At 60.8% G+C, this 1,355-nt stretch carries 1 protein-coding gene; it reads left to right on the top strand.

The features are described 5' to 3' along the window. Positions 1-1,281, top strand: a protein-coding gene (locus OPU69_RS19895) for an IS3 family transposase (protein WP_498513293.1) whose coding sequence is annotated in 2 segments (ribosomal slippage) — positions 1-266 and positions 266-1,281 — 1,282 coding nt annotated over the 2 segments. Because the reading frame shifts where the segments join, the coding sequence is not laid out codon by codon here. This gene is flagged as partial in the annotation. Between the last annotated feature and the right edge of the window lie 74 nt (positions 1,282-1,355).

The following is a 1,355-nucleotide window of genomic DNA, read 5'->3' on the forward strand; positions in this document are numbered from 1 at the left end:
GCGCCATTTCTCTGCCGAAGAAAAGATCCGCATCGTGCTGGACGGCCTGCGTGGTGAGGACAGCATCGCAGAGCTGTGCCGCAAGGAAGGCATCGCCCAGAGCCTGTATTACACTTGGTCGAAGGAGTTTATGGAAGCAGGTAAGCGCCGGTTGGCCGGTGATACCGCCCGTGCCGCGACCACTGGCGAGGTGCAGGATCTGCGCCGCGAAGCCCGCGCCCTGAAGGAATGCGTGGCCGACCTGACGCTGGAAAACCGTTTGCTCAAAAAAAGCATGATCGCGGATGGGGGCGACGAAGAATGAGGTATCCCGCATCCGAGAAGCTCGAGATCATCAGGATCGTCGAGCAGTCCCACCTGCCTGCCAAGCGAACGCTGGACCAACTCGGCATCGCCCGGCGGACGTTCTACCGCTGGTATGACCGCTACCTCGCAGGCGGCCCGGAGGCGTTGGCGGATCGGCCATCGGCTCCAGGCCGGGTGTGGAACCGGATCGCGCCCGAGGTGCAGGACCAGATCGTCGAAATGGCGCTGGAGCAGTCCGAGCTGTCACCGCGCGAACTGGCGGTGCGATTTACCGATGAGCGCCAATACTTTGTGTCCGAAGCTACGGTTTACCGCCTGCTCAAGGCCCACGATCTGATCACCAGCCCGGCATACGTCGTGGTGAAAGCGGCTGATGCGTTCCATACCAAGACGACCCGGCCGAACGAGATGTGGCAGACCGATTTTACCTACTTCAAGATCATCGGGTGGGGCTGGATGTATCTCTCCACCGTGCTCGACGACTTCTCGCGCTACATCATCGCCTGGAAGTTGTGCACCAACATGCGGGCCGAGGATGTGACCGACACGCTGGATGTAGCGTTGGTCGCATCCGGATGCGACAGCGCCACGGTGTTGCACAAGCCCCGGCTGCTCAGCGACAATGGTCCCAGCTACATCGCGGGCGAACTGGCTGAATACATCGAGGCCAACAAGATGAGCCACGTGCGCGGCGCCCCGATGCACCCCCAGACCCAGGGCAAGATCGAGCGCTGGCACCAGACCCTTAAAAACCGCATCCTGCTCGAGAACTACTTCCTGCCCGGCGACCTTGAGGCCCAGATCGAGACCTTCGTCGAGCACTACAACCACCGCCGATACCACGAGAGCCTAAACAACGTGACGCCCGCAGACGCCTACTTCGGCAGGGCACCAGCCATCATCAAACAACGCGAAAGGATCAAGCGACAGACCATTGAACATCGGCGCTTGCAACACCGTAAGCTCGCCGCCTAAAACCCAACAACAGACGAGGCCCGCACTCCGCTAATTTACGCCGCGACCTGTGCCAAATGTTCTGACGACGGACA

Source organism: Blastomonas sp. 34TW (assembly GCF_059803595.1).